This is a genomic window from Mesorhizobium sp. M2A.F.Ca.ET.039.01.1.1 (genome assembly GCF_003998035.1).
Classification (GTDB): Bacteria; Pseudomonadota; Alphaproteobacteria; order Rhizobiales; family Rhizobiaceae; genus Mesorhizobium.
Genome location: NZ_RZRY01000646.1, coordinates 1 through 3,578, shown reverse-complemented (window position 1 = coordinate 3,578; position 3,578 = coordinate 1). Strand labels below are relative to the sequence as shown.

Annotated in this window: 2 protein-coding genes; both read right to left on the bottom strand. The window is 65.2% G+C overall.

Translation table 11 applies throughout. The annotated features are described in order from the left end of the window. Positions 1-167: 167 nt before the first annotated feature. On the bottom strand, positions 168-899 hold the full coding sequence (locus EOA24_RS31070) for an SDR family oxidoreductase (protein ID WP_126079961.1): 732 nt from the start codon (positions 897-899) through the stop codon (positions 168-170). A gap of 216 nt (positions 900-1,115) precedes the next feature. Then, positions 1,116-3,491 carry an aldehyde dehydrogenase family protein gene (locus tag EOA24_RS31065; protein ID WP_126079962.1) on the bottom strand — a complete coding sequence of 792 codons (2,376 nt, stop codon included), beginning with the start codon at positions 3,489-3,491 and terminating at the stop codon, positions 1,116-1,118. Between the last annotated feature and the right edge of the window lie 87 nt (positions 3,492-3,578).

Sequence of the window (3,578 nt, the reverse complement as noted above, 5' to 3'; positions counted from 1 at the left end):
GTTCTCCACCTTGCGGCCAGCGGCCGTTTTCACAAATTCCCATCAAAGCCAGCGGACCGTAGTCGCCGACCACACCGGCGGCAAGCGAGCCCGCTGCGATGCCGGCCAAATCGTCGAGATTTTCAGACGTTTCGATCCGACCAACCCGCCGACTTCGGAGCCTTTCGTCAGATCGACCAGCCGCCGTCGATGTTGTAGGCCTGCCCCGACGTGTAGGTGGCGCCGGCAAGGTAGACGGCGAGATCGGCGATCTCCTCCGGCGTGCCAAGCCGGCCCATCGGCTGGCGGGCGATGAAGGCCGCTCGCGCCGCCTCATAGTCGCCCTGTGCATGCATGCGGTCCTGCAACGACGGGCTTTCGACCGTGCCCGGGCAGATGGCGTTGCAGCGAATGCCCATGGCGACATAGTCGGCGGCGACCGCCTTGGTCAGGCCGACCACGGCCGCCTTGGTCAGCCCGTAGACGAAGCGGTTCGGCACGCCCTTCTGCGAGCTTGCCAGCGAGGCCATGTTGATGATCGAGCCGTCGCCGCGCTCCAGCATGCCTGGCAGCACGGCGCGGATGGTGCGGATCATCGAACGGACATTGAGGTTGAGCGCGAAGTCGAGATCCTCGTCCTTCATCTCCAGAATTGAACCGCCATGGACGAAGCCAGCGCAGTTGAACAGCACATCGACGCGGCCGATCTCGGCGAAGGCGGAAGCGACGGCCGCGTCGTTCAGCACATCGAGTTTTCGCGTCGTAATGCCGGGGGTTTTGCCCAACTCCGCCAGCAACGGCTCGTTGATATCGGTGGCGTGAACGCTTGCGCCTGCCTTGGCGAAAGCCAGCGCGCTCGCCCGACCGATGCCTTGCGCCGCCGCGGTTATGACAACCACCTTACCTGTCAGATCCGCCATTTTTTTCCTCGCCTGCCTGGAGCGTTTCGCCTCTATCGATGGCCGGCCCCGGGGTGGTGTGCCAGACAGCCGGCATCGTGCGGTCAGATTTCCATTTCACAGATAAAGATGTTTTTTCTCGTTAAAGAACACGCGCCCGAGCGTCAAGCCCGAAGGCGATCACCTTCGCGACAGCGGCTGAAATGGTTCCGTCGCGCGGTGCCTCGGCGGAACGCCTCAGTCGCCGTAAGGCACCCAGACGTTCTTGACCTCAATGGCCCGGCGCAGGAAGGGCTCGCCGGCCGCCTCGCTCGACGTCCAATCGAGCGTGCGGCCATTGCCGGTCCAGACGCGCTTGAGGTTGCCGATGGAATCCGCCTCCGCCTTGGCGCAGGTGTCGGCATCGGCGAACAGCCAGAGCCCGTCGACATCGTCATGCTTGGCCAGCACACCGGCAAGCTCGGCGCTGCGGCCGGTGACGATGTTGATCGCGCCGGCAGGCAAGTCGGAATATTCGATCACCTGGTAGAGGTCGGTGGCCAAAAGCGGATGCCGCTCCGACGGAACCGCGACCACCGTGTTGCCCATGGCGAGCGCCGGGGCGATCAGCGAGATGAAGTTGAGCAGCGGCTGGTTGTCCGGCGCAACGATGCCCACGACGCCGACCGGCTCATGCAACGCAAGCGTCACGACACGGGCCGGCGGCTGATGGACGCGGCCCTCGAACTTGTCGGCGAGGCCGGCATAGAGGAACAGCCGCTCGATCGACTGCTCGACCTCCTCGCGCGCAGCCTTGGCCGTAACGCCCGTCAGCTGAACAAGGCGCGCGGCGAACTCGTCGGCGCGGCCGGACAAGTTCTCGGCGAAATAATAGAGAACCTGGCTGCGGTTGTAAGCGGTCGCATCCGGCCAGGCCTTGCAGGCGCGGGCTGCGGCCACGGCATCGCGGATATCCTTGCGGTTGCCGAGACCGACTTCGCCGGCAAGCTTGCCCTTGGCGGTGGCGACGGCCAGAGAATAGTTGCCGTCCGGCCGCACCTGCTTGCCGCCGATGAACAGCTTTGCGGTGCGGTCGATGGCCGTGCCGTCGGCCTGTTCGACCGGCTGGGCGGACCCGGGGGCCGACGGCTTGATGGCCGGGCCAATGGGAAGCTTTGCCGCCAGATATTCGAACATGCCTTCGCGGCCACCTTCACGGCCGAAGCCGCTTTCGCGATAGCCGCCGAAGCCGCAGGCGGCGTCGAACATGTTGGTGCCGTTGACCCAGACGACGCCGGCCTTCAACTGCGGCGCGACATGCAGGGCCAGATTAACGTTCTCGCTCCACACGGAAGCGGCAAGGCCGTAGCGCGTGTTGTTGGCAAGCTCGATCGCTTCCTCGGTGTTGCGGAAGGTCATGGTCGCCAGCACCGGACCGAACACCTCTTCCTGCGCGAGAATATTAGCCGGCGAAACAGACGTCGCCAGCGTCGGCAGGTGATAATAGCCGGAGGACGGCAAAGCGGCGTCCGGCTGCCAGCATACGGCGCCCTGCTTCGCGCCCTCGGCGATCAAGCCCTTGACGCGGTCGAGCTGGGTGCGGTCGACAAGCGGGCCGATATCGGCGTTCTTGTCGAGCGGGCTGCCGACGCGCAGCCGGCTCATCCTGACCTTGACCTTGGCGATGAAGGCCTCGGCGATACCCTCCTGCACCAGGAGGCGCGAGCCGGCGCAGCAGACCTGGCCCTGGTTGAACCAGATGCCGTCGACCAGACCCTCCACGGCGCTGTCGAGATCGGCATCCTCGAAGACGATGAAGGCCGATTTGCCGCCGAGTTCCAGCGACAGTTTTTTCCCTGAGCCGGCGGTCGCCTTGCGGATGATCTTGCCGACTTCCGATGAGCCGGTGAAGGCGATCTTCTGCACGCCGGGATGATTGACGATGGCCGCGCCCGCCTCAGGCCCGCCCTGGACGATGTTGACAACACCCCTCGGCACGCCGGCTCGCTCGCAGATCTCGGCAAACAGGATCGCGGTGAGCGGCGTGAACTCGGCCGGCTTCAGCACCACCGTGCAGCCGGCGGCCAGAGCCGGCGCGATCTTCCAGGCCAGCATCAGCAGCGGGAAGTTCCACGGAATGACCTGGCCGACGACGCCGACCGGCTTATGGTCGGGAAAATCCTTCTCGAGCGTCTGCGCCCAGCCGGCATGATGGATGAAATGGCGGATCGCCAGCGGCACGTCGATGTCACGGCTTTCGCGGATCGGTTTGCCGTTGTCGATCGATTCCAGCACCGCAAACAGGCGCTGGTGGCGCTGCATGGCGCGGCCGATGGCGTAGAGGATTTTTGCGCGGGCGTAGCCGGAGGAAGCCGACCATTTTGGCAGCGCCTTGGCGGCGGCGGTAACCGCGGCATCGATGTCGGCCGCGCCGGCATCCGAGACCTTCGCAAGCAGCTTGCCGGAGGACGGCTCGCTGGTCTCGAAAATCTTGCCGCCGGCCGCCGCTTTCCAGGCGCCGTCGATGAACAGCGCCTTGGAAAAATCGCAACCGGCGAGCCAGGCATCGGCCTCGTTGCGGGCTTCCGGCGCCGGACCGTATTCCATGGCGTGATAGCGTTCGAGGATGTTCATGGGACGCCTCCTTTACCCTCCCCCTTGTGGGGAGGGTCGATCGGCAAAGCCGATCGGGGTGGGGGTAAACGGTTGATGGTTCGGTTC

Coding starts and splice junctions, on each gene's coding strand:
- EOA24_RS31070 (WP_126079961.1), bottom strand. CDS start 899: ATGGCGGATCTGACAGGTAAGGTGGTTGTCATAACCGCGGCGGCGCAA.
- EOA24_RS31065 (WP_126079962.1), bottom strand. CDS start 3,491: ATGAACATCCTCGAACGCTATCACGCCATGGAATACGGTCCGGCGCCG.